This is a genomic window from Gemmobacter denitrificans (assembly GCF_036964905.1).
Classification (GTDB): domain Bacteria; phylum Pseudomonadota; class Alphaproteobacteria; order Rhodobacterales; family Rhodobacteraceae; genus Gemmobacter; species Gemmobacter denitrificans.
The window spans coordinates 38,888-61,669 of record NZ_JBALHR010000008.1; the positions used below are offsets into that span (position 1 = coordinate 38,888).

General features: G+C 64.4%; 21 protein-coding genes and 1 riboswitch. Of the genes, 10 read left to right on the forward strand and 11 right to left on the reverse strand.

The genetic code is table 11. From position 1 onward, the window contains the following. The first annotated feature begins 11 nt into the window (after positions 1-11). Both pyrC and plsY read left to right on the forward strand, forming a co-directional pair. Positions 12-1,286 carry a dihydroorotase gene (gene pyrC, locus V6590_RS13325; protein ID WP_335423877.1) on the forward strand — a complete coding sequence of 425 codons (1,275 nt, stop codon included), beginning with the start codon at positions 12-14 and terminating at the stop codon, positions 1,284-1,286. Positions 1,287-1,289: 3 nt separating this feature from the next. Further along, positions 1,290-1,895 (forward strand): glycerol-3-phosphate 1-O-acyltransferase PlsY, encoded by a 606-nt coding sequence (gene plsY / locus V6590_RS13330; RefSeq protein ID WP_335423880.1) that lies wholly within the window; start codon positions 1,290-1,292, stop codon positions 1,893-1,895. Positions 1,896-1,901: 6 nt separating this feature from the next. Here plsY and V6590_RS13335 read toward each other — a convergent pair whose 3' ends face one another. The 4 genes from V6590_RS13335 to V6590_RS13350 form a co-directional block, all read right to left on the reverse strand. Further along, positions 1,902-3,251 carry a glutamate--cysteine ligase gene (locus V6590_RS13335; protein ID WP_335423882.1) on the reverse strand — a complete coding sequence of 450 codons (1,350 nt, stop codon included), beginning with the start codon at positions 3,249-3,251 and terminating at the stop codon, positions 1,902-1,904. An 83-nt stretch (positions 3,252-3,334) separates the two neighbouring features. Continuing rightward, entirely contained in the window at positions 3,335-3,886 is a 552-nt protein-coding gene (locus V6590_RS13340; RefSeq protein ID WP_335423884.1) for a hypothetical protein, read from the reverse strand. Between the two features lie 9 nt (positions 3,887-3,895). Continuing rightward, a complete protein-coding gene (locus V6590_RS13345; protein ID WP_335423886.1) occupies positions 3,896-4,618 on the reverse strand; it encodes an endonuclease NucS domain-containing protein in 723 nt (240 codons plus the stop codon). Next, positions 4,608-5,360, reverse strand: a complete 753-nt coding sequence (locus V6590_RS13350; RefSeq protein ID WP_335423888.1) for a 16S rRNA (uracil(1498)-N(3))-methyltransferase — start codon at positions 5,358-5,360, stop codon at positions 4,608-4,610. The genes V6590_RS13345 and V6590_RS13350 overlap by 11 nt, the downstream gene beginning before the upstream one ends. Before the next feature lie 14 nt (positions 5,361-5,374). Here V6590_RS13350 and ubiA point away from each other — a divergent pair, with 14 nt between their 5' ends. The 3 genes from ubiA (at position 5,375) to V6590_RS13365 (ending at position 8,741) form a co-directional block, all read left to right on the forward strand. Further along, positions 5,375-6,346 (forward strand): 4-hydroxybenzoate octaprenyltransferase, encoded by a 972-nt coding sequence (gene ubiA / locus V6590_RS13355; protein WP_335423890.1) that lies wholly within the window; start codon positions 5,375-5,377, stop codon positions 6,344-6,346. Positions 6,347-6,428: 82 nt separating this feature from the next. After that, positions 6,429-8,390: an OmpA family protein gene (locus V6590_RS13360; RefSeq protein WP_335423892.1), complete on the forward strand. Its 1,962-nt coding sequence runs from the start codon at positions 6,429-6,431 to the stop codon at positions 8,388-8,390. A gap of 21 nt (positions 8,391-8,411) precedes the next feature. Continuing rightward, complete coding sequence (locus V6590_RS13365; protein WP_335423893.1) at positions 8,412-8,741, forward strand: hypothetical protein; 330 nt, start codon at positions 8,412-8,414, stop codon at positions 8,739-8,741. On the opposite strand, the gene V6590_RS13370 is transcribed toward V6590_RS13365, so the two are convergent. After that, positions 8,742-9,362: a YdeI/OmpD-associated family protein gene (locus tag V6590_RS13370; protein ID WP_335423895.1), complete on the reverse strand. Its 621-nt coding sequence runs from the start codon at positions 9,360-9,362 to the stop codon at positions 8,742-8,744. Positions 9,363-9,458: 96 nt separating this feature from the next. Next, a riboswitch (SAM riboswitch) is annotated at positions 9,459-9,535 on the forward strand. 48 nt (positions 9,536-9,583) lie between these two features. Here V6590_RS13370 and metZ point away from each other — a divergent pair. After that, positions 9,584-10,768, forward strand: a complete 1,185-nt coding sequence (gene metZ, locus V6590_RS13375; protein WP_335423897.1) for an O-succinylhomoserine sulfhydrylase — start codon at positions 9,584-9,586, stop codon at positions 10,766-10,768. Positions 10,769-10,955: 187 nt separating this feature from the next. Next, on the forward strand, positions 10,956-11,423 hold the full coding sequence (locus V6590_RS13380) for an Hsp20 family protein (protein ID WP_335423899.1): 468 nt from the start codon (positions 10,956-10,958) through the stop codon (positions 11,421-11,423). Positions 11,424-11,489: 66 nt separating this feature from the next. Here V6590_RS13380 and V6590_RS13385 read toward each other — a convergent pair whose 3' ends face one another. Next, positions 11,490-13,433 (reverse strand): vWA domain-containing protein, encoded by a 1,944-nt coding sequence (locus tag V6590_RS13385; protein WP_434063264.1) that lies wholly within the window; start codon positions 13,431-13,433, stop codon positions 11,490-11,492. A 14-nt stretch (positions 13,434-13,447) separates the two neighbouring features. Next, on the reverse strand, positions 13,448-13,987 hold the full coding sequence (locus V6590_RS13390; protein WP_335423903.1) for an RNA polymerase sigma factor: 540 nt from the start codon (positions 13,985-13,987) through the stop codon (positions 13,448-13,450). A gap of 118 nt (positions 13,988-14,105) precedes the next feature. Here V6590_RS13390 and V6590_RS13395 point away from each other — a divergent pair, with 118 nt between their 5' ends. Together V6590_RS13395 and V6590_RS13400 are read left to right on the forward strand one after the other, a co-directional pair. Next, on the forward strand, positions 14,106-15,293 hold the full coding sequence (locus V6590_RS13395) for a glutathionylspermidine synthase family protein (protein ID WP_335423904.1): 1,188 nt from the start codon (positions 14,106-14,108) through the stop codon (positions 15,291-15,293). Between the two features lie 8 nt (positions 15,294-15,301). Beyond that, entirely contained in the window at positions 15,302-15,868 is a 567-nt protein-coding gene (locus V6590_RS13400; protein ID WP_335423907.1) for a DUF1190 domain-containing protein, read from the forward strand. A gap of 109 nt (positions 15,869-15,977) precedes the next feature. On the opposite strand, the gene V6590_RS13405 is transcribed toward V6590_RS13400, so the two are convergent. The 3 genes from V6590_RS13405 to V6590_RS13415 form a co-directional block, all read right to left on the reverse strand. Then, positions 15,978-17,456, reverse strand: coding sequence for an NAD-dependent succinate-semialdehyde dehydrogenase (locus V6590_RS13405; protein ID WP_335423909.1), 1,479 nt, complete (start codon positions 17,454-17,456; stop codon positions 15,978-15,980). A gap of 145 nt (positions 17,457-17,601) precedes the next feature. Further along, on the reverse strand, positions 17,602-19,635 hold the full coding sequence (locus tag V6590_RS13410) for a calcium-binding protein (protein ID WP_335423911.1): 2,034 nt from the start codon (positions 19,633-19,635) through the stop codon (positions 17,602-17,604). 132 nt (positions 19,636-19,767) lie between these two features. Continuing rightward, positions 19,768-20,385: a glutathione S-transferase family protein gene (locus V6590_RS13415; protein WP_335423912.1), complete on the reverse strand. Its 618-nt coding sequence runs from the start codon at positions 20,383-20,385 to the stop codon at positions 19,768-19,770. Positions 20,386-20,576: 191 nt separating this feature from the next. On the opposite strand from V6590_RS13415, the gene folE2 reads away from it, so the two are divergent. After that, a complete protein-coding gene (gene folE2, locus V6590_RS13420; RefSeq protein ID WP_335423914.1) occupies positions 20,577-21,665 on the forward strand; it encodes a GTP cyclohydrolase FolE2 in 1,089 nt (362 codons plus the stop codon). A gap of 22 nt (positions 21,666-21,687) precedes the next feature. Here folE2 and V6590_RS13425 read toward each other — a convergent pair whose 3' ends face one another. Continuing rightward, entirely contained in the window at positions 21,688-22,695 is a 1,008-nt protein-coding gene (locus tag V6590_RS13425; protein WP_335423917.1) for a GlxA family transcriptional regulator, read from the reverse strand. Positions 22,696-22,782 lie beyond the last annotated feature (87 nt).

Genomic DNA, 22,782 nt, shown 5'->3' on the forward strand with positions numbered 1-22,782 from the left:
GATGGCCCGCCATGACCCTGCACTTTACCAATGCCCGGCTGATCTGCCCCGAAACCCTGACCGATGCGCCGGGCAGCCTGACGGTCGATGCAGGCCTGATCGTGGCCCGCGACGCCCCGGCCCCCGAAGGCGCGCAGATCGTCGATTGCGGTGGCAAATGTCTGGCCCCCGGTCTGGTCGATCTGGGGGTGAAGATCGGTGAGCCGGGCGAACGGCACCGTGAGAGTTTCCGCTCTGCCGGGCTGGCAGCGGCGGCGGGCGGCGTGACCACGATCATAGCCCGCCCCGATACGATGCCGGTGATCGACACGCCGGAATTGCTGGAGTTTGTCACCCGTCGCGCCGCCGAGGCCAGCCCCGTGCGCATCCGCCACATGGCCGCGCTGACCAAGGGCCGCCTGGGGCGCGAAATGACCGAGATCGGCTTTCTGCTGGATGCCGGGGCCATCGCCTTTACCGATGCCGATGCCGTGGGCAGCGACACCAAGGCGCTGTCGCGCGCCTTCACCTATGCCCGCAGTCTGGGCGCGCTGGTGATCGGCCATCCGCAGGACCCGGGCCTGTCGAAAGGGGCCGCCGTGACCAGCGGCAAGTTCGCCTCGCTGCGCGGCCTGCCCGGGGTGCATCCGATGGCCGAACGCATGGGGCTGGAACGCGATCTGGCGCTGGTCGAGATGACGGGCGTGGCCTGGCATGCCGATCAGATCACCACAGCCCGCAGCCTGCCCGCGCTGGACCGCGCCCGCGCGGCCGGGCTGAATGTCACTGCCGGGATTTCGATCCATCACCTGACGCTGAATGAACTCGACGTGGGCGATTACCGCACCTTCTTCAAGCTGACCCCACCTTTGCGATCCGAGGAGGATCGGCTGGCCATGGTCGCGGCGGTGGCCGACGGGGTGATCGACATGATCTGTTCAATGCACAGCCCGGCGGATGAGGAAAGCAAGCGCCTGCCCTACGAAGAGGCGGCCTCGGGCGCGGTGGGGCTGCAAACCCTGCTGCCCGCCGCGATGCGGCTCTATCATGTCGGGCATCTGAGCCTGCCACAGCTTTGGCGGGCGATGGCGCTGAACCCGGCGCGGCGGCTGGGCCTGCCGCAGGGACGGCTGTCCGGCGGCAGCCCGGCCGATCTGGTGCTGTTCGATCCCGATGCGCCCTTTGTGCTGGACCGCTTCACCCTGCGGTCCAAATCGAAGAACACCCCCTTTGACGGGCAGCGCATGGAAGGTAAGGTGCTGGCCACCTATGTCGGCGGCGCAGCCGTCTTTCAGGCAGGAGAGTGACCCTTGGCCCCTTTGACCAGTGATCCGACCACGCTGCTGCTGGTGGCGCTTCTGGCCTATCTGCTCGGCTCGGTGCCGTTTGGCATTGTCATTACCCGGGCCATGGGTCTGGGCGATCTGCGTCAGATCGGTTCGGGCAACATCGGGGCCACCAATGTGCTGCGCACCGGCAACAAGGCAGCGGCGGCGGCGACACTGGTGCTTGATGCCGCCAAGGGCGGGATTGCCGTGCTGATCGCCCGGGCGATGGTGGGCGAGGATGCGGCACAGGTCGCGGCGCTGGCCTCGTTCCTCGGGCATCTGTTCCCGGTCTGGCTGCGGTTCAAGGGCGGCAAAGGCGTGGCCACCTTCCTTGGGACGCTGCTTGCCCTGTCCTGGCCCATCGGTCTGGCCTGCTGCGCCACCTGGCTGGTTGCGGCGGCGCTTGGGCGCATCTCGTCTCTGGCGGCGCTGGTCGCGGCAGCCAGTTCGACCTTCTGGATGCTGGCGCTTGGTCAGGGCCGGATGCTGTTTCTGGGCATCATCCTGACATTGCTGGTCTTCTGGCGCCATTCCGCAAATATCCAGCGGCTGCGCGCCGGCACGGAACCAAAGATCGGCCAGAAGTAACGCGGCTCAGACAAGCCGCGCCGCGCTGTAGATCGGGGACAGGCTGCGCTTCCAGGGGCCTTCATAGGCCGCCAGATAGCGATCCGCCTGCACTGTGCCGCTGTCCAGATTTTCGACCAGCGGCTTGAGGAAGCGTTCTTCCCCAAGCCCGCGCGCCGCCAGACCGGCATGCGACAGGCCCACCGCCGCGCGTGCCAGATCGGCCAGCTTCACCCCCCCGGCCTGCCCGTTCAACGCCGAGACCGAGGCCGCGACCCGCAAGCCTTCGCGCGTTTCGGCATCGAAGCCCTTCACCAGATCCCATGCTGCATCCAGCGCGGTCTGGTCATACATCAGCCCGACCCAGAAGGCCGGCAGCGCGTTGACATGCACCTGATCGCCGCAATCGGCCCCGCGCATTTCGATGAACTTCTTCACCCGCGCCTCGGGGAACACGGTGGTCATGTGATCGGCCCAATCGCTCAGCGTGGGTTTTTCGCCGGGCAGCGCGGGCAATTCGCCCTTCAGGAAATCGCGGAAGCTCTGGCCAAGCGCGTTGATGTAATGCCCGTCGCGATAGACGAAATACATCGGCACATCCAGAACCCAGTCCACATAGCGCTGGAACCCCATCCCCGGTTCAAAGGCAAAGGGCAACATGCCGGTGCGGCTGTCATCCAGACCGCGCCAGATGCGCGACCGCCAGCTGCGGTGCCCATTGGGCTTGCCGTCGAAGAAGGGGCTGGAGGCAAAGAGCGCCGTCGCCACCGGCTGCAGGGCCAGCGCCACGCGCAGCTTCTGCACCATGTCAGCCTCAGAGCTGTAATCGAGGTTCACCTGCGTGGTGCAGGTGCGATACATCATCTGCGTGCCATGGGTGCCGACCCGCCCCATGTAATCGGTCATCAGCCGATAGCGGCCCTTGGGCATGACCGGCATTTCTTCGTGCTGCCATTCCGGCGCCGCCCCAAGGCCCAGAAAGCCCACGCCCCAGCCTTCGGTAACGGCGCGCACTTCATCCAGATGGGTCTGCAATTCGGCTGCGACCTGGTTCATGTCAGACAAGGCCGCGCCCGACAGCTCGAACTGCCCGCCCGGCTCCAGCGAGACATTGGCGCCATTGCGGGTCAGACCGATGATCTTTCCCTGTTCCAGCACCGGTTGCCAGTTGAAGCGCGCGGCCAGCCCCTCAAGCAGCGCCTTGATCGACACCGCACCCTCATAGGGCAAGGGGGCATGGCTGTCTTCGAGGAAGCCGAACTTTTCATGTTCGGTGCCGATGCGCCAGCGATCCTTGGGCTTGCAGCCTGCCTCCATCATTTCGGCAAGCTGTTCGAACCGTTCGATCAGGCCGCCACCGGATTGGGGAATGGACATCTGCAGGCTCCGTTCAAGGCGAGGGGTCGAGGCATAGGGGTATGCGTGGGCTCAGGGCGCCCAGAGGTGCCGCGCGGCGGCGGTCAAGTCAAGGCAGGTTTCACGGCGGCGCGATCACGCCTGCGCCAGAGGATCGGGCCCAGTTCCTCGCGCGGGGCAAGGCCGGGTCCGCCCGGAGGCGGGTGCAGCGCGGCAATCAGGCCCGCCGCATCCAACCCCGGCAAGGCCGCAAAGGCATCAAACAGCCGGTCTGCGCCATTGGCCGCCACCGGCACCAGCAGCGCCTGCCCATCGGCCTGTTTCAGCCGCCAGAAGCGTTGCCCGCCACGGCTGAGCAACCGCAATTCGATCAGATCGTCGAGCGAGACATATCCGCCGCCGGTCGGCCCCAGATAGGCCAGTTGCTGTTCGTCAACCTCGACCAGCCCCGGCTGATCCTGGATTGCCGTGGCAAAGCGCAGCCGACGCAGGGCAATCAGCGCCAGGCCCGCCCCAAGCAGCGCCAGTGCGATGCCAAGCGGCAGCAAGATCCAGCCGCCGCGCAGCCCCAGCCAAAGGCCAGCGACCAGGACGGCCAACGCAAAACCGGTTTCGCCCCAGCGGGCCAGCAGCGCCCGCGCCTCGGGTCGGATCATCGCCATCTCCTAGCTTTCCGGGTGGAAGCTGAAACTGATCGCGTAACGGATCAATGACAGATTGGGGATCGCCCGCGCGGCAGATCGGCTGCGCTGGTCGAAATCATGGGCGATGATGATGCCCCGCAGCGCGGTGACTTCTTCTTCGTCCATAATGTCACCCATATAGCCCAGCACCTGCCCGATCACGCGCGCATCGGTTTTGCCCGCCTTCAGCTCGATGACGACCAGACTGCCCACCGCATCACGGGCCAGAATGTCGATGAAGCCCGAGGCGACGGCACGTTCCACCCCACCATCAATGATGACAAGCCCGGGTTCCAGCGCGGCGATATCCTCGCGCAGTGCCTGTTGCAGATCGCGTTCGAGCGACAGGCGCTGACCTTCGGGCGTGGCCGCACCTTCGGCGCTTGCCAGCCCCTGAGGCGGGCCATCGTCGCCCATTGCTCCGAGAAAGCGCGCGTAAAGAGTGGCGGCGCTTTTGGCAGACATCAGCCCCTTGAACAGGCTGCCGCCGATTTCAAGCCGTGAGGGGTTCGGCTTGCCAAGACGTTCATCGGCGCTGGAATAGGTCAGATCACGGATCAGATCGGGCAAACCGCCACGCGCGACGATGGCATCCAGCGTTTCGCCATAGGCGCGTTCGATCTTGCGCAATTGTGCCATCTGGGTGGCGCGGGTGTTCTCGGAATATTGCTCGGCCTCCAGCCAGGCGCGGTAATCATCCCGCATGGCTCGACTCCGCAGGGCTGGTCCAATCCCCAAGGGCGGCCTGCCACAGGGTCAGCGCGGCGATGGCGGCCGTTTCGGCGCGCAGGATGCGGGGGCCCAGACTGGCCTGCACCACCTGCGGCAGCGCGGCCAGCCGGTCACGTTCACGCCCGGAAAACCCGCCTTCCGGCCCGATCAGGATGGCCCATGGCCCGCCCGGCTGCCCGGACAGCGCGGTGGCCAGACCGGCCTCGGCCTCGTTGCACCACAACAGGCGGCGATCTTCCGGCCAGGTATCCAGCACCCGGTCCAGTGGGCGCAGATCATCGACCGGCGGCAAATGGGTCGCCCCGCATTGTTCCGCCGCCTCGCGCGCATTGGCCTGCATCCGGTCGCGGTTCAGCCGGTCAGCATTGGTATAATCGGTCTGCACCGGGCATAGCCGCGCAGCGCCCAGTTCAACCGCCTTTTCCACGATGAACACGGTTTCCGCCTTCTTCACCGGGGCAAACAGCAGCCACAGATCAGGCGGCACCTGCAAGAGCCGGGTCTGATGGTCGCAGACCAGCACGCCCCGACGCTTGTGCGCCTGCGCCACATGGGCGCGGAATTCGCCATCCCGACCGTTGAACAGCAAAACCGCGTCGCCCTCTTGCCGCCGCATGACGGCGAAAAGATACATCGACTGATCCTCGTTCAGGGCAACCGATTGCCCCGGGCCAAGCGGCTGGTCTACATAGAGCCTGATTTTCGCATCCTGCATGATGGGGCCAGACTATGACCGAGCGCGGCGAAACGCCAGAGCCAGACCGCATCGTCGCCGATGCCCCGCCCGGCAACTGGGTGGATCGCCATGCCCCTGCACGCACCCGGCCCTATCTGCGCCTGAGCCGGGCAGACCGGCCGATTGGCACCTGGCTTTTGCTGCTGCCCTGCTATTGGGGGCTGTTTCTGGCCGCAGCCGCCGATCCGGCGGGCCTGGGCTGGTATGATCTGTGGATCTTTCTGGGCTGCACGCTGGGCGCCGCGATCATGCGCGGCGCGGGCTGCACCTGGAATGACATCACCGACCGCGATTTTGATGCCGCAGTCGCGCGTACCCGGTCTCGCCCGATCCCTTCGGGGCAGGTCAGCCTGCGGCAGGCGGTGATCTGGATGGCGGTGCAATGCGCCATTGGCGCGGCGATCCTGTTCACCTTCCCGCCCATGGCCATCGGCCTTGGTATCGGATCGCTGGCGCTGGTGGCCATCTACCCCTTTGCCAAGCGGTTTACCTGGTGGCCCCAGGCCTTTCTGGGGCTGGCCTTCAACTGGGGGGCACTGGTCGCCTGGGCGGCGCATGACGGCAGCCTGAGCGCGGCCCCGGTGGTGCTTTGGCTGTCGGGCATTGCCTGGACGCTGTTTTACGACACGATCTATGCCCATCAGGACAAGGAAGACGATGCGCTGATCGGGGTAAAATCCACCGCAAGACTGTTTGGCGATGCGCAAACCGGGGTCTGGCTGGGGCGCTTTCTGGTGATTTCGGTGCTGCTGGCCATGCTGGCCGCCGTGCTGGCGCTAGTGCGGGGGCCGATCCTGCCACTCGGGATTGCCCTGAGCGGGGTCTGGGCCTTCGGCCTGCATCTGCGCTGGCAACTGGGGCAGCTTGATACAACCAATACGGACAACTGCCTGAAATTGTTCCGCTCGAACCGCGACGCGGGATTGATCCTTGCGCTGTTTCTTGCCGGTGCCGCACTGGTTTGATTGATCCGGGGCGCCTTCCCGGCGTAGGGAAGACCAGCCGTTAAGATTACCAGGGCCGTACCATATGCGAATCCCGTCCTCCATGCTGACCACCACCGCCTTTCTGGGCGGCGCGGTCGCGTCGATTGTGGTGGCCTGGACCGCCGCCATGGTGATCGAAAACCGATCCGAGGCACTGGTGCGTTCGCGCCTTCTGGCCGAGGGGATCACATGGCCTTCTATCCGGGCCACCGGGCTGCAATTGCGGCTGTATGGCACAGCCCCGAACGAGGCGGCGCGCTTTCGCGTGGTCAATCTTGCGGGCAGCGTGATTGACGCGGCGCGCGTGCGCGACCGGATGGAGGTGGCCCCGGTGAAGGCCATCGAAGCGCCACGGTTTTCGGTCGAAATGCTGCGCTATCCCGATGGTGTATCGCTGATCGGCCTGCTGCCTGCCGCTGTTGTCACGGATCCCAATGCCCCAGCCCCGCCCGAGCCCGACAAGGCGCTGGCGGCCGAAATCGCGGCGATTGCCGGGTCGGTTCCGGTGTCCGACATGCTGGAAACCGCCGCCTATCCTGCCCCCGAAGGATGGGAGGCCGCTTTGGAATTTGCGACGGCGGCGCTGAAACTGTTGCCCCGCGCCAAGATTTCGGTATCGGCTGACAAAGTGGCAATCACCGCGATTTCCGACAGCGACGCCCAGAAGCGGCGGCTGGAGGGCGAGATTGCCAAGCTGAAACCGCCGGGACTGGCGACCGAAATCTCCATTTCGGCCCCGCGCCCGGTGCTGACCCCTTTCACGCTGCGCTTCCTGAAAGATGCAAATGGCGCGCGGTTTGATGCCTGCTCGGCCGATACCGATGCAGCGCGCGACCGCATTCTGCAGGCAGGTGCCGCGGCGGGTGTGCAGGGATCCGTGATCTGCACCGTCGGCATGGGCACCCCAACGCCAAGCTGGGCCGATGCCACAGTGGCCGGGATCACGGCGATCAATACTCTGGGCGGCGGGTCGATCACATTCTCTGATGCAGATGTCACGCTGCAGGCTGAGGCTGGCGTATCACAGGCGCTGTTTGACCGGGTGGTGGGCGAATTGCAGACGGCGCTGCCCGCGACCTTCTCGCTCAAATCCTCGCGCCCCAGCACCGATGCCGCGCAGGCGGGCCCCGCCGAGTTCACCGCCACGCTGGCCGAAGATGGCCGTGCCGAATTGCGTGGCCGCGTGACCGACGATCTGCTGAAATCTGCGGTGGACAGTTTCGCCCGCGCCCGCTTTGGCGCGGACAAGGTTTATACGGCCACCCGGTTTGACGAAGAGCTGCCGGATGGTTGGGCCGTGCGGGTGTTGGCCGGGCTGGAGGCGCTGTCGATCCTGCATCATGGCGCGCTGACGGTGCGGGCCGATACGGTGAGTGTGTCAGGCATCACCGGGCGGCAGGACGGGCGGGCGCGGGTTGCGCAGATCCTGTCGGACAAGCTGGGCCAGGGCCAGCCCTTCAAGGTCGATATCCGCTATGACGAGGCGTTTGATCCCTTTGCCGCCCTGCCCTCGCCGCAGGAATGTGTGGCCGATCTGAATGCCATCGTTGCAAAATCGAAGATCACCTTCGCCCCCGGTTCAGCCGAAATCACATCTGACGCCAATGCCACCATGGTGGCGCTGACCGATGTGCTGAAATCCTGCCCGGCGCTGAAGCTGGAAATCGCGGGCCATACCGATGCGCAGGGTTCGACCGAAGGCAATCTCGCGCTCAGCCAGGCCCGGGCCGAAGCGGTGCTTCTGTCTCTGCAAGGGCGCGGGGCGCCGGTGGGCGGTATCCTGGCCAAAGGCTATGGCGAAGGGGCGCCCGTCGCCGACAACGGCACCGATGAAGGACGCGAGGCCAACCGGCGGATCGAATTCACCCTGATCGGTGCCCCTGCCCCGAGCCCCACAGAAACGCCCGCCGAAGATGCAGAGGCCCCGGCAGCAGGTGCCGCCGCCGCACCGGTCGATGACAGCCCTTCGATCGCCCCGCAAAAGATGACCTTGCGCCCCAAGCCGCGCCCCAAGCGCAACTGACGCACAGCCCAGGACAGACCCATGAACCGCAACGAATTCGTCATCGCCACGGCCATTGTCCTCATGCTGGCCTTCACGCTGGGCTGGTTTGCCAATTGGCTGGTTCACCGCTTCCGCCGCGTTTCTGCCGCCGATATGGGCGAGGTGGAGCGGTTGGCACAATCGCTGCACGAGGCCGAGGAAATGCGCGATCAGGCCATCCTCTATATCGAACAGCGCGAGGCAGAGCTGAGCAACCAGCTGGCCCAGACCGAGGCGGAATTGCGCGCCGCGATGGAAGGTCTGCGCGATGCCCGCCACGAGGCCGAGGAAATGCGCGCCTATATCGAACGGATGCATTCGAACGGCTGATCACCGCCCAAGCGCATCGCGCCCGGCAAGGATCAGCGGTCGCAAGCGCGCGATCCGGTTCAGCCGGGTCGCAGCTGTCTTGGCCCCGGAAATCTGCAACGCATGGCTGCGCTGACGGCCCGGCGTCAGGGCGGCGAAAGCCGCAGCCAGATCAGGATCGGCAGACATGGCCTGCTGCAACTCGGTCGGGATTTCGGTGGGCGTTTCGCGGGACGGTGGCCGCAGACCCGCCCGCGCATTCTGCATCGCCTGCGCCAGCAGATCACGGATCAGCCCTGCCCGGTCCGCCACCTGAGCGGCATCCCTAAATTGCAGCATGTCGGGATGGCGGGTGTTCGGCCCCTGCCGCTGCAACAGCCCCTGCGGATCGGATAGCAAGGCCGCATCCTGAAACGTGATCCTGAAATCGGATCGGAACGCCCCCAGCACTGCGATGTTGCGCCCTGCATGCATGTAACAGGGGTGGCCCCATTTCACCTGCTCGTCCAACCCGGCCCCCAGGCACAGGGCACGCAGCGCGGCCAGCCCGTCAGCCCAAAACCGCGCGGCACAATCAGGCGTCGCAAAGCGCGCACAGCGGCCGCAACCGTCACGGAAATAGGTGCCAATCTCGGTAATCATGGGTCCATCCTGCCATGGACACCACAAAGGCTCCAGCCTGATCTGCCTCCCGGCTGGCTGCTGGGGTAGTGGTTGACCTTGCCGCCCGCGCGGCGTATGGGCACCTGTGGCGCTTTGAGACCGGATTGCGGGCCACGTTAAACAAGCCGCTAAAAGGTGAGGGATGCGCCCCGAAGCCTGTGGTCTTCGGGGTTTTTTCATGGGCCGAAGGGGGCTGTGGGATGAGCAAGGATTGGAAGACACGCACGACACTGGTGCATGAGGGCAGCCGCCGCAGCCAATATGGCGAAATGGCAGAGGCGATCTTCCTGACCCAGGGCTTTGTCTATCCCACCGCAGAATCCGCCGAGGCGCGGTTCGTCAAAACCGGCGAGGATGAATTCATCTATGCCCGCTATGGCAACCCCACGACCCGGATGTTCGAAGAACGCATCGCAGCGTTGGAAGGCACCGAAGACGCCTTCGCCACCGCCAGCGGCATGGCGGCGGTGAATGGTGCGCTGGTGTCGATGCTGCGGGCTGGCGATCATGTCGTGTCGGCCCGGGCGCTGTTCGGATCGTGCCTGTACATCCTTGAAGAAATCCTTGGGCGTTACGGCGTCGAGGTGACCTTTGTCGATGGTGCCGATCTGGATCAATGGCGCGCGGCAGTGCGACCGGGCGTGACCAAGGCGGTGTTCTTCGAGAGCATGTCGAACCCGACGCTGGAACTGGTCGATATCCGTGGTGTGGCCGAAATCGCCCATGCTGCCGGTGCGCTGGTGATCGTGGACAATGTCTTTTCCACCCCGATCTTCAGCCGCGCCGTCGATCTGGGCGCCGATGTTGTCGTCTACTCCACCACCAAGCACATCGACGGACAGGGCCGCGCCCTGGGTGGCGTGGTCTGCGCCAGCCGCGATTTCACCCGCAAGGTGCTGGAACCCTACATGAAGCATACCGGCGGTTCGATGAGCCCGTTTACCGCCTGGATCATGCTGAACGGCATGGCGACGCTGGACCTGCGCTGCCGGGCCATGGCCGACAGCGCGCTCAAGGTGGCAAGCGCCCTGCAGGGCGATACGCGGTTGGGCCGGGTGATCTTCCCCGGGCTGGTCGATCATCCGCAGCATGATCTGGCGATGGCGCAGATGGGATCGGGCGGCACCATGGTGGCCTTCGAGGTGAAGGGCGGCAAGGATGCCGCATTCCGGGTGCTGAACGCGCTGGAGATCATCAAGATTTCCAACAATCTGGGCGATGCGAAATCCATCGCCACCCACCCGGCCACCACCACACATCAGCGCCTGCCAGAGGAACAGAAGGCCGCGCTTGGCATCACCCCGGGCCTGATCCGGCTGTCGGTCGGGCTGGAAGATGCGGGTGACCTGATCGCTGACCTGCAACAGGCATTGGCACAGGCCTGACCATCGGACTGCAGGCCCCAGCGCCGAAGGGGGCCTGCAATCATGCAGATTTTCTGCGCGGGGCCCCCTCTTGAAACACCGCGCCACATTCCCCAGATCATCCCTGCCGGGTGCCATGACGGGCCCGGTATTCCGCCAGCCCCGCAAGGGGGGGCCCACGCAAACGCATCGCTTGCAGAGGATGACCATGCGCAATTTCGATCTTGCCCCGCTCTATCGTGCCACCGTTGGCTTTGACCGCATCGCCGATCTGATGGACCGGGTGCTGGCCGCCGATGTGGCCCAGCCGACCTATCCGCCCTACAACATCGAAAAGACCGACGAGAATGCCTATCGCATCTCGATCGCCGTCGCCGGTTTCACCCCCGAAGATCTGGGGGTCGAGGTGAAAGACGGCGCGTTGGTGGTTTCGGCCCGCAAGACGGCCGAGGAAACGCCCCGCACCTATCTGCATCGTGGCATCGCCACCCGGGCGTTTGAACGCCGCTTCGCGCTGGCCGATCATGTCCGTGTGACCGGGGCCACCCATGAACATGGCATGCTGCATGTCGATCTGGTGCGCGAAATGCCCGAGGCCCTGAAGCCTCGCCGCATCGCCATCGCCAGCAGCGCCCCTGTCGCCGCCGATGTGGTGGATGCCGCCGCCGTGAACTGATCCCCGGCAAAATGATCGCAAGGCCCGGTCACTTGACCGGGCCTTTTGGCATTCTTGCCCGACAGCTCAACGCGGCAGGCTGGCCGCCAGACGCATCAGGTTCACCGCTTCGACCCGATAGCCGAAGGGATCATCCCCCCGCGCGCCTTCGGCCAGGGCGATGGCCTGATCCCAGCCCCAGCCATTCAGATATTGCCCGCCGGTCAGCAACTGGCCAAAGCCCGCGATGGCGGCAGCAAAGCGCGCCTCGGCGTCGGGGGCTGCCGTTCCGTCCAGGATCGGGGTGGCAATCAGCTGGCTGTCAGCCTGACCCGGCGCTTTCCAGCGCAGTTTCAGGAACCCCAGTTCATCCGACGCGTCCGCTGGCACCTGACCTTCGGGGGCCGCCCCATAGCGCAGCGGATCGGTCAGCCGCGCCGCGCTGCCCTGCGGAGTGATTTCATACAGCGCCGTGACCTGATGGCCCGCCCCGATTTCCCCCGCATCAACGCGATCATTGTTGAAATCCTCGCGTGCAAGCGCCCGGGTTTCATAGCCGATCAGCCGATACTCAGCCACCTTGGCCGGGTTCCATTCCACCTGCAGCTTCACATCATCGGCCAGCGGGAACAACGCGCCGGACAATTGATCCACCAGCACCTTACGCGCCTCTTGCGCCGTATCGATATAGGACGCCATGCCATTTCCGGCCTGTGCCAGCGCCTGCATGGTGGCATCATCCAGATTGCCGCGCCCGAAACCCAGAACCGACAGATAGGTACCCCCTTCGCGCTGACGCGCAATGAAGGTTTCCAGTTCTGCAGGATCGCTGATACCCAGATTGAAATCCCCGTCGGTGGCCAGCAGAACCCGGCTGACCTCACCGGGGGCGGCCATCAGCGCGGCCTGCTGATAGGCCAGCGTCAGCCCTTCGGCCCCTGCCGTGCCGCCACCAGCCGCCAGCCGGTCCAGTGCTGCGGAAATTGCAGCGGTCTCGCTGGCCGCTGTCGGCTCCAGCACCACGCCTGCCGAACCGGCATAGGCCACCAGCGCGACCTGATCGCCTGCGCGCAACTGCGGCAGCACCAGACGCAGCGCCTGTTTCAGCAGCGGCAGCTTGTCCGGCGCATCCATGCTGCCTGACGTATCCACAAGGAACACAAGGTTCAGCGGCGGGCGGTCCGCCACCTCTGGAAGGCGGCCCTGCAGCCCGATGCGCACCAGCCGGGTGCCGTCGTTCCACGGCGTCGGAAAAACCGTGACATCGGCGCGAAACGGATCGCTGCCGGTGGGCTGCGGATAGGCATAGGGGAAATAGTTTACCATCTCCTCGATCCGCACTGCCGCAGGGTCGGGCCATTCGCCTGCCTGCAGAAAGCGGCGGATCAGGCTATAGGCCGCCGTATCCACATCGACCGAGAAGGTGGATACCGGGTCTTCTTGCACCAGACGCACCGGATTGGCCGGGGCATTGGCGAAGCTTTCGGTATCGGCCATCTCTGGCGCCGCCGCTTCGGTCTGGGGCAGCGCCGCCCGGCGTGCCATCGGTTCGGCAAAGGCGGGCGCCTGCTCCATCAGAACCATCGGTTCTTCGGCTGCCATCGGCTCTTCCATCGCCATGTCCGACAGGGCTTCGGCCGGCTTTGCGGGGGCTGCGGCCGGGGCCTGCGCCGCCATGGGCGCGGGGGCAGGATCAGGGGTTTGCGCGGCCACAGGTTCGGACCTAGGCAGCGAGGGCAGCGGCGGCGACAGCGGCGCATCCTGCCGCAAGGCAGGGGCCACCGCCACCAGCGCCACCGCAAGCGCGGCAGCCGAGGTCGTTGCCGCCAGTATCCTGGCGGAGGAAAGTCGGGTCATCATGGCTTTTGCTCCGGTCAGCCATCCCGCCTTTCGGGGATGGACCTGACTGGAACGCGGCGCGGGCTCGTTTTCTTGGAGCTGGTCGAAATTATCCAGCGCCGCCGACAAGGCCGCCAGCCGGGCCGCATCCTGCGCGGGCGGCAGACCGCCCCGCAATGCTGCCTTGAGCATGTCCAGCTCATCGGTCATTCCGCTGCCTCCCCTTCCGCAATGCGGCGCAGCCGCTTCTTCACTTCCGACATGCGCCAGGCCACCGTGCCTTCTGACAGACCCAGAACCTGCGCCGCCTCGGCTTGGGTCATCTCTTCGCCCAGAACCAGCGCCACGGTTTCGCGCAGCTCGGGGCTCAGCCTGGCCATCGCGCCTTCCAGCCAGGCCAGTCTTTCCCGCTCTTCCGCGATCATTTCCTGGCGCGAGATTTCCCAATCGCCCCAGCCATCCGCAGCACGCGCCCGCGTTGCCCCGCGCCGTCGCATATCCGCCGCCGCATTCACCACCACCCGATAAAGCCAGGTGGTGAACTTTGCCTCGGCCCGCCAGCCACGCAGCTTGGCAGGCAAAGCCGCGCATATTTCCTGCGCCAGATCCTGCGCATCCGCCGCCGAACCGGTCAGCCGCCAGCCCAAGCCATAGATGCGATCGTAATGCCGGTTCACCAGCGCCGCGAAGGCGGCACGGTCACCGCCTGCGGCGGCCAAAGCCAGGGTTTCATCATCCGTATCCATGTCTGCCACAGTAGCTGTGACGCAACCTGTGGCGCAATCCTTGGCAGGCCACCGCAAAAGCCCCTTGCGCGGACCACTGCCAGTGCAGATATGTCCTTCAACCTTTGGAGGATGCCGGTTGCAACGGATCAGTTTGCCCGAACGTCCCGATTGGCGCGCCAAGGCGGCCGATCTGGGCTTCACCTTTGCCGACATGCATGGCGAACCCTATTGGGATGAAAGCTCGGCCTATCGATTCACGCTGGCGCAGGTCGAACAGGATATCGAAGACCCGGCCACCGAACTTCATGCGCTCTGCCGCGAGGCGGTGGGCCGGATCCTTGCCGATGAGACGCTGATGGCCCGCATGGGCCTGCCCCGGGCGCATTGGGATTACATCGCGGCCAGCTGGGCTTCGGCCGAACCCGAACTGTATGGCCGGATGGATCTGGCCTATGATGGTGCAGGCCCCGCGAAACTGCTGGAATACAACGCGGATACGCCAACCTCGCTATACGAATCCGCCGCCTTCCAATGGCTGTGGCTTGAAGATCAGCAGGCCGCACGGGTGCTGCGCGCGGACAGCGATCAGTTCAACCGCATCCACGAGGCGCTGGTCGAACGCTTTGCCGCGATCTTTGCGCCCGAAACAGATGTGCATTTCGCGGCCATTGCGGGCAATCCCGAAGATTACGCCACGGTCGAGGCCATGGCCTGGGCCGCGCGCGAGGCAGGCTTGGGCGCGCATTACACCGATCTGGAGCGTATCGGCCTGACCGCGACCGGACAGTTTGCCGATGGCGAAGACCGGGTGATCGGCGCGCTGTTCAAGCTCTACCCCTGGGAAGACCTGTTTGCCGATGATTTCGCGGCCCATCTGGGCAGTTCGGGCTGCCGCTTTGTCGAACCGCCCTGGAAGGCGCTGCTGTCCAACAAGGCGATCCTGCCAATGCTGTGGAAATTCTTCCCCCGCCATCCCAATCTGCTGCCCGCCTTCTTTGCCGAGGATGTGGCGGCAGGCCTTGCGCCGGAGGCGGCACAGGCACTTGGCAACGGCCATGTCGAAAAGCCGATCTTTTCGCGCGAAGGGGCGGGCGTGCGGATCATGCTGGGCGGGCAGGTTCTGGAACGCTCGGCCAACAGCGAATATGATCATCATCCGCGCATCCTGCAGGCCTATGCCCCCCTGCCCGACATGGGCGGCGCCCATCCGGTGATCGGCGCCTGGATCGTGGGGGAAACCTGCGTCGGCATGGGTCTGCGCGAAGATGCCAGCCGCATCACGCAAGACCTGTCGCGCTTCAAGCCGCATTTCATCGAAGGGTAACCCGTGCCATGAAACGTTCCCGCCTTGTCCCGCTTGCGCTTCTGGGCGCTGCTGCCTTCGGCCTTTCGGCCTGTCAGGAAGAGGCGACCGACGCCGCCAGCTTCGATACGCTGGACAGCTGCCTTGCCGCAGCCAAGGCGGATGGCTGGTTCACCGAGGCAGATTGCCGCGACAGTTTTACCACGGCACAGGCCCTGCATGATGAAACCGCCCCGCGCTATGCCAGCAAGGACATCTGCGAAGAACAGCATGGGCAAGGGGCCTGTGGCACTGACAGCGTATCGGGCAGCAGCGGCGGCGGATCGATCTTCATGCCATTGTTGATGGGCTATCTGATCGGCAGCGCGCTCGGCGGGGGCCGCCCGGTGGCACAGCCGCTGATGGGGCGGGCGGGCGGTGGCTTTGCTACCCCCGGCGGCACGGCCATCGGCAATCTGAACGGGGCGGGCAAGATGCCGGTTCAGGCCTTCGCCAAGGCCCCTACCACCAAGGGCCTGCCCCCGATGACCCGCGCCGCTGTCGCAGAACGCGGCGGCTTTGGCAAATCCGCTACCCGCCCCAGCAGCGGAGGCTGACGCCTAGATCGACCAAAGGGCAAGGCCATCGCAGCCCTGCCCTTCATCTTGGTGCAGATATCCTCGGGGGAAGGGGCAGTGGGGGCAGAGCCCCCAGCTTCCCTGGCCCTCAGAAGCTCAGGCAGATGTATTTCATCTCCAGATAATCTTCCATGCCGTGACGGCTGCCCTCACGCCCCAGACCCGACTGTTTCACCCCGCCAAATGGCGCGACTTCGGTGGAAATGATGCCGGTATTCACCCCGACAATGCCATATTCCAGCGCTTCCTGAACGCGGGTGATGCGGCCGATGTCGCGAGAATAGAAGTAGGAGGCAAGGCCGAAGATCGTCGCATTGGCCTTCTCGACCACCTCTTCTTCGGTCTCGAAGCGGAACAGCGGGGCCAGCGGGCCGAAGGTTTCCTCGTTCGTCACCAACATTTCATCGGTAACGCCCGCCACCACCGTCGGTTCAAAGAACGACCCGCCCAGATCATGCCGCTTGCCGCCCGTGACAATCGAACCGCCCTTGGCCAGCGCGTCCTGAATATGTTCTTCGACCTTCTCGACGGCAGCCATGTTCACCAGCGGGCCAGTGGTCACGCCCGCTTTCAGCCCGTCGCCCACATTCAGCTTGGCCACGGCCGCAGCCAGTTTGGCGGCGAAGGTGTCATAGACGCCGGCCTGCACATAGATCCGGTTGGCGCAGACGCAGGTCTGGCCGTTGTTGCGGAACTTCGACATCATCGCGCCTTCGACCGCCGCATCCAGATCGGCATCGTCAAACACGATGAAGGGCGCATTGCCGCCCAGTTCCATGCTGCATTTCATCACCTGATCCGCCGCCTGACGCAGCAGGATGCGGCCCACTTCGGTCGAACCGGTGAAGGTCAGCTTGCGCACGATCGGGTTTTCGCAGAATTCCTTGCCGATATCCGACGACCGGGCCGAGGTGATGATCGAGAACAGCCCCTTGGGCAGGCCCGCGCGTTCGCCCAGCACAGCCAGAGCCAGCGCCGAAAGCGGGGTTTCCGCCGCCGGACGGCCGACAAAAGCACAGCCCACGGCAATCGCCGGGGCGCATTTGCGGGTGATCATCGCATTGGGGAAGTTCCACGGCGTGATGGAGGCCACCACCCCGATCGGCTGTTTCAGCACGGTGATGCGCTTGTCGCGCAGATGGCCCGGAATGGTTTCGCCATAGACGCGCTTCGCCTCTTCGCCGAACCATTCGATGAAGCTGGCACCATAGGCGATTTCGCCCTTCGCTTCGGCCAGGGGCTTGCCCATTTCAGCCGTCAGGATCGCGCCCAGATCATCCTGGTTGGCCATCATCAGATCGAACCATTTGCGCATGATCTGCGCGCGTTCCTTGCCGGTGCGCGCGGCCCATTCCTTTTGCGCCACCTGTGCAGCGGCAATGGCGCGGGCGGTCTCGGCGCGGCCAAGGTTGGGCACGGTGCAGATCACATCGCCCCGCGCGGGGTTGCGCACGTCGAAGGTGGTGCCGTCATCGGCATCGATCCATTCGCCCGCGACATAGGCCTTGGTGGCCAGCAGCGAAGGGTCTTTCAGAAGCGAGCGCAGGTCGGTGACGGAATCAAGCATCGGGGCCTCCAGGATCGGGTTGCCCGAAGGTGAACCATGTTCGCCGCCGCATGTCCAGTTCGGCGGCGGGGTGTTGACCCGAATTTGATCAAATATTTCGGTATGCCCGGGCCAGCACCCCAGGGTGCCAGCCCGGAATTCCCTGTCAGATGATCTCGATCACATCAGCCAGACCTGCCAGGGATGACACCCCTTCCAGCACAATGGCCCCTTTGCGACCGAAATCCAGCACCACATCCGCCCCGGTATCGCGCCCGAAGTCGCGCACCACCTGCCGGGCGCTGCGGGTTCCGGTCCACAGCGCATCATCCAGCAGCAACGTGTCATTGCGAAGGCTGAAGTCGGTCACCCGGTCACGCCCGCTGCCGGTGGCAAAGACAATCACATCGGCCCCTGCCCCGCTGGTCAGCACGTCATTGCTGCGCCCGCCATCCATCCGGTCATCCCCGGCGCCACCGTTCATCCGATCGGCGCCAAGACCGCCAATCAACTGGTCATTGCCCGCACCGCCCAACAGCGTATCGTTGCCAGCCCCGCCAGACAGCGTATTGTTGCCGAAAAGATCGCTCAGCCGGTCATTGCCGCCCTTGCCATCGATCACCGTGTTGCCGAGGAACGACCCGACCTTGTCGGCCCGTGTCGAAGTCACAGGCCCTGCCAGTTGCGCGGCGATGTTGAACCGCGCGCCGCCGATGTTCAGCGTTTCGACCTTGCCCGACCCTTCGGCGAAGTAATTGGCCAGGGATAGCGTATCGGTGACATTGCCCATCCGATCCTGCACCTGAACGGTCAGGGTCGAGGTGAAGGTGCTGGTCCTCAGAAGCGTAACCCGCCCGGGATTGATCCCGGTCATCGCGACAGTGTCCGTGCCGCCGGTATCAAAGATCGTGTCGGTGCCGAAACCCGCAGCCAAGCGATAGCTGTCATTGCCGATATTGCCGCGGAACACCTCGTTGCGTTCACTCCCCACAAGCGTATCGTTCTGGGCCGTGCCCGCCAGGTCGGTCCAGCCGATTGCCCCCCGGATGGTCAGACCGCCCAGCAGGTTGATCCGGCTTCCATCGGCAAATTCCAGCGTCTCGATGGCCTTCCCGTCCAGATGATCCTGCAGCGTGATCGTGCCGACCACATTCTCCAGTTCATCGACCACATTGATGAACAGATCACCTTCGCCAAAGGCGCTTCCCGGGCCGTTGCTCACCAGCCGCACATCGCCCCGGTCGATTGAATCGTCGATCAGGATGCGGTCACTGCCCTGCGCATCGGTGACACGGTCAAACCCGAAGCCTTCGGAAAAGACATAGGTATCGGCCCCTTGATCACCACGCAGGGTTTCATTGCGGGTTGTCGAAATCATCCGGTCGGCAAAGAAGGTGCCGGTCAGATCGGTGTCGCCAACAGCGCCCTGCAGGGTCAGCCCGCCCGTCAGCGTCAGTGTGGAGCCATCGGCAAAGGCCAGCGTTTCCACAGCCCTACCCCCCAGATGATCATTGACCGTGATCTGGGAAATCACATTCTCGAATTCGTCAACGACGCTGATGAACAGATCGCCCACACCAAAGCTCGTGCCGGTGCCGCTGGTGTTCAGCCGGATCGCATCCCGGGTAACCGATGCGTCAAACTGGATACGGTCACGGCCCTGGCTGTCGGTGACAGAGTCGAGACCGGAATCTGCTGCAAACAGATAGGTGTCGTCGCCTTGATCCCCGAAAAAGCGTTCGTTGCGGGTGGTGGATTGAAAACGGTCGGCGCGCAGGGTGCCGATCAGATCGGTGTCTCCGGCATAGCCCTGCAGGGTCAGCACGCCACCAAGCGACATGCTGGACCCATCCGCAAAAGTGATGCTTTCAACGCCCAAACCGTCAAGCTGATCATGCACGGTGATCTGGGACACCAGATTATCAAATTCATCGACAATGCTGACGAACAACTGGCCCTGGCCAAAGCCGCTACCCGGTCCACTGGTATTGAAACGCAGCATGTCCCGGCTGATGCTGCTGTCGAACAGGATACGGTCGGTTCCTGCCGTGTCGGTGATCTGGTCACTCCCGACAACCCGGGTGAAACTGTAGGTGTCATTTCCGCTTAGCCCGAACAGCCGGTCATTGACCGGGCTCGTCCCGAAGCTTCCCCCGGAAAGCGTATCGTCGCGATCATTCTCACCTGTGAAATCTGCCATTCTGGCCTCCACTCACCTAAAAAATTCTTGCTAAAGGCTGCCCGCCAAACGCGGTAACGGCCTGAATTGACCTAGCGGCGTCTGGCTGCAGAACGCAACCCCAAGACCCGCCCTTTCCCAAACGGCAATGGATCAACTCTGCGGGAACATCGCGGCAGGCGTGGCCATCTGTGGTAGGGCGCGCATCCGGGCCAGCCAGCCTGCCATCACCGGGGTCGGCGCGACGCCTGCCGCGTCCAGCCATTGGGTATACCCCCAGATCGCGCAATCGCCGATGCCGGGCTGCGCGCCATGGAAGAATGGCCCTTCCGCCAGCAGGATGGCAAAGCGGGCACAATCGGCCTGATAGCGCAGGGTCAGCCATTCGACCGCACCGGGGGGAAAGCCCTTGCCCTGAACCCGACGCGCCTCTTTCAGCTGCGGCAGGCACATGCCGATGCGATTGGCCTCCCACATCAGCAATTCGCGGCCCCGCCGCAGACCTTCCGGCGTCTCGCCCCCCAGCAGGCCAAAGCGGCTGGCCAGATCCAGAAGGATCGCTCCGGATTGCACATGCGCCACCCCATCGATCATCAGACATGGCACTTCGGCAAAGGGAGAGGCCGCGAGGAATTCCGCAGGACGACTCGCCGGATCAGCCCAGATATCGACCCAGATGCAGCGATGCGCCAACCCCGACAACCGCAGGGCCAAGGCCACCTTGCAGGCATGGCCCGAGTCGGGGTGACCATAAAGAACAAGTTCCACCATCTTCTTGTCATCCTTGCACATTCAACCCATGGAGGAGCGCATTCCTTCGTCGCCTTGTCAAGAATTGGAGGTAAATTCAGTGATCCGGTGTCGGAATTGATCCGTAGAACAGCGGCATGGGTAGAATAAGGGGCGCAAATGCCCCATATGATGCACCAGCGACCATGGCATCAAGCACGGGGGACGCGCGAATGAACATCCATACGCCGGAAATCGACCGGAAGCCGAGCCGCGAGGAAGCGGAAGCGGCAGCACGACTGTTGCGGCAATGGGCAGGCAAGGCGTCGGATGCAGAAATTGCGGCGATCGAACCGGCGGCACGGGCCTTTCTGGCGGATGGCTACCCGGAACTGAGCAGAGACTACCCGCAGGATTTCACTGTTGATGCCGCCTACAAGGCCGGTCTGCCCGATCTGCAAAACGGCCCCGCCAGCCTGATCCGGGGCGCCCGGCAGCAAATTCAGCATGTGGGCATTTCGAATTTCCGCCTGCCGATCCGCTTTCGTAGCCGCAATGGCGCCGAGGTGGTGCTGGAGACCAGCGTGACCGGCACAGTCAGCCTTGAGGCCGACAAGAAGGGCATCAACATGAGCCGCATCATGCGGTCGTTCTATGCCCATGCCGAAGAAAGCTTCAGCTTCAAAGTGATCGAACGCGCGCTGGAAGATTACAAGCGCGATCTCGAAAGTTTTGACGCCCGCATCCAGATGCGCCTGTCCTTCCCGATGAAGGTGGGCAGCCTGCGGTCTGGCCTGTCGGGCTGGCAATACTATGACATTGCGCTGGAACTGGTGGACCGGGGCGGCCAGCGGACCAAGGTGATCCATCTGGATTACGTCTATTCCAGTACCTGCCCCTGTTCGCTGGAACTGAGCGAACATGCCCGCCGTACCCGCGGCCAGTTGGCCACGCCGCATTCGCAGCGGTCGGTGGCCCGGATTTCCGTGGTGGTGAACCCGGGCCGCTGCCTGTGGTTTGAAGACCTGATCGAACTGTGCCGCTCGGCGGTGCCGACCGAAACCCAGGTCATGGTGAAGCGCGAGGATGAGCAGGCATTTGCCGAACTGAACGCGGCGAACCCGATCTTTGTCGAGGATGCCGCGCGGCTGTTCTGCGCCCGGCTGCAAGGCGATCCGCGCATCGGCGATTTCCGCGTCATCGCCAGCCACCAGGAAAGCCTGCACAGCCATGATGCGGTCAGCATCCTGACCGAAGGCCCGACCTTTGCCCAGACCAGCCTTGACCCAAGGCTGTTTGCCAGCCTGATCCATCAGGGATAAGCGCCCCGCCCTGCCGCCGCGATCAGTCGCGCGGCGGCAAGGCGCCGGACAGGCCGCGCACCCCGTTCAGCCGCCGCCGTTCATCGTTCGGGTTCACCCCGAAGGCCTCGGCATAGTGGCGCGCCATGGGTGTCGAACTGGCATACCCCACGCTTTGCGCAATCTCGGTGATGGTGTCGTTGGAATAGAGCACCCTCTGACGCGCCTTTTTCAGCCGCATCAACCGGTAGTATTTCAGCGGGCTTTGCCCTGTGGCGGCCTTGAAGCGCCGCTCCAGATGCCGCTCAGACAGATCGACCGCCGCCGCCACATCCGCAATCTGCACCGGGTCTTCAATATGGTCGGCAAAGATGCGGATCGCGGCGCGGATCGGTTCGGGCAGCATGTCATCGGTGCCGCCCTGTTTGGCAACCGGCACCTTCTGGCTGGCATCTTCATCGCGCACGAACGGATGCTGGAACCAGCAGGCCACTTCGGTCATCGTGTCGCGGCCCAGGCGTTCCTCGATCAGCCGCAGCATCAGATCGAACACTGCCCCCGCCCCCGAAACCGTATAGCGCCGCCGGTCGCGCAGGATCACATTCGGGCTGGCGGCAACTTCGGGAAATTCGGCCTTGAAGGCCGCCTCATAGCACCAATGCACCGAACAGCGGTGGCCCTGCAGCAACCCTGATCGCGCCAGCGGAAAGATACCGCCCGAAAAGGCCCCCATAACCACACCCGACCGATCCAGCCAGCGCAACTGGCCATTGGCCTTGCGCGGGGTCTCGAAGCGCGAGGTGGGGCTGGCCAGCAGCATCAGGTAATCCAGCCCGGTGGCATCGGCCAGCGCAAGATCAGGGTCAAAGCGTACTTCGGCCGAAGATCGGACCGGGGCCCCGCTTTCGCTGACCAGCGACCAGGCGAATTCGCGCCGCCCGGTGATTTCATTCGCCGCGCGCAGGGGTTCGATTGCCGATGTCAGGCAGGCCATGGGAAAGCCGTCCATCAGCAGAAAGCCCAGACGTGCCGCCTCGGTCACTTGTGCCATTCTTTCCGCGCCTCCTGCCGCTGCGCTTGCCTTGCGGCCCGCAAGATTTCACTATAGGGAAACCGCCCACGTAAACCGTGACAGGCC

Excerpts from the sequence above, each read along its gene's own strand:
- pyrC (WP_335423877.1), top strand. The coding sequence starts at position 12 with ATGACCCTGCACTTTACCAATGCCCGGCTGATCTGCCCCGAAACCCTG.
- V6590_RS13335 (WP_335423882.1), bottom strand. The coding sequence starts at position 3,251 with ATGTCCATTCCCCAATCCGGTGGCGGCCTGATCGAACGGTTCGAACAG.
- V6590_RS13340 (WP_335423884.1), bottom strand. The coding sequence starts at position 3,886 with ATGATCCGACCCGAGGCGCGGGCGCTGCTGGCCCGCTGGGGCGAAACC.
- V6590_RS13345 (WP_335423886.1), bottom strand. The coding sequence starts at position 4,618 with ATGCGGGATGATTACCGCGCCTGGCTGGAGGCCGAGCAATATTCCGAG.
- V6590_RS13350 (WP_335423888.1), bottom strand. The coding sequence starts at position 5,360 with ATGCAGGATGCGAAAATCAGGCTCTATGTAGACCAGCCGCTTGGCCCG.
- ubiA (WP_335423890.1), top strand. The coding sequence starts at position 5,375 with ATGACCGAGCGCGGCGAAACGCCAGAGCCAGACCGCATCGTCGCCGAT.
- V6590_RS13360 (WP_335423892.1), top strand. The coding sequence starts at position 6,429 with ATGCTGACCACCACCGCCTTTCTGGGCGGCGCGGTCGCGTCGATTGTG.
- V6590_RS13365 (WP_335423893.1), top strand. The coding sequence starts at position 8,412 with ATGAACCGCAACGAATTCGTCATCGCCACGGCCATTGTCCTCATGCTG.
- V6590_RS13370 (WP_335423895.1), bottom strand. The coding sequence starts at position 9,362 with ATGATTACCGAGATTGGCACCTATTTCCGTGACGGTTGCGGCCGCTGT.
- metZ (WP_335423897.1), top strand. The coding sequence starts at position 9,584 with ATGAGCAAGGATTGGAAGACACGCACGACACTGGTGCATGAGGGCAGC.
- V6590_RS13380 (WP_335423899.1), top strand. The coding sequence starts at position 10,956 with ATGCGCAATTTCGATCTTGCCCCGCTCTATCGTGCCACCGTTGGCTTT.
- V6590_RS13385 (WP_434063264.1), bottom strand. The coding sequence starts at position 13,433 with ATGCTCAAGGCAGCATTGCGGGGCGGTCTGCCGCCCGCGCAGGATGCG.
- V6590_RS13390 (WP_335423903.1), bottom strand. The coding sequence starts at position 13,987 with ATGGATACGGATGATGAAACCCTGGCTTTGGCCGCCGCAGGCGGTGAC.
- V6590_RS13400 (WP_335423907.1), top strand. The coding sequence starts at position 15,302 with ATGAAACGTTCCCGCCTTGTCCCGCTTGCGCTTCTGGGCGCTGCTGCC.
- V6590_RS13405 (WP_335423909.1), bottom strand. The coding sequence starts at position 17,456 with ATGCTTGATTCCGTCACCGACCTGCGCTCGCTTCTGAAAGACCCTTCG.
- V6590_RS13410 (WP_335423911.1), bottom strand. The coding sequence starts at position 19,635 with ATGGCAGATTTCACAGGTGAGAATGATCGCGACGATACGCTTTCCGGG.
- V6590_RS13415 (WP_335423912.1), bottom strand. The coding sequence starts at position 20,385 with ATGGTGGAACTTGTTCTTTATGGTCACCCCGACTCGGGCCATGCCTGC.
- folE2 (WP_335423914.1), top strand. The coding sequence starts at position 20,577 with ATGAACATCCATACGCCGGAAATCGACCGGAAGCCGAGCCGCGAGGAA.
- V6590_RS13425 (WP_335423917.1), bottom strand. The coding sequence starts at position 22,695 with ATGGCACAAGTGACCGAGGCGGCACGTCTGGGCTTTCTGCTGATGGAC.